This is a genomic window from Acinetobacter sp. LMB-5 (genome assembly GCF_001541635.1).
Lineage (GTDB): Bacteria > Pseudomonadota > Gammaproteobacteria > Pseudomonadales > Moraxellaceae > Acinetobacter > Acinetobacter pittii.
The window spans coordinates 1-373 of the sequence record NZ_LRDR01000090.1 but is presented as its reverse complement, the minus strand read 5'-3'; the positions used below and the strand labels follow the sequence as shown (position 1 = coordinate 373).

The 373-nt window shown below is 44.8% G+C and carries 1 protein-coding gene; it reads left to right on the top strand.

Annotated elements, in window-relative coordinates; translation table 11 throughout:
* Positions 1-90: 90 nt before the first annotated feature.
* Positions 91-373: hypothetical protein (locus AW165_RS19715; protein WP_212823950.1), on the top strand; the 283-nt coding region annotated here is incomplete at its 3' end.

Here is a 373-nt window from a genome sequence, read left to right as displayed (position 1 = left end):
AAGGTTGCGGTGTCTCAAATCGACCAGGTGATTCATGATTTGTTCTCTAACAACTGGACTTCTGACCTTCGGACGGTGCCCATCGATAAGATGCGAGCGCAGTTGTATAAGAACTTAAAAGATCAACTTGCAGGTTATTGGACGGGTCACACTGCGTACTGGATATTGGTTAATGGTGGATTCATCGTTGATGGACCAAAAGGTACTGCAAAACAATTAACACGATTCGGTTCAATGTTTAAAGAAGAGATGGAGTCTATCAATGACACAGCACAAGAAGCTCGTTCGCACCTTCAGTCGCAAGCACTACAACAAACAGCCGCAATGGTGCCAGTGGCGCAAATCGAAAAAAGCGTCGAAGAACATGTGGATT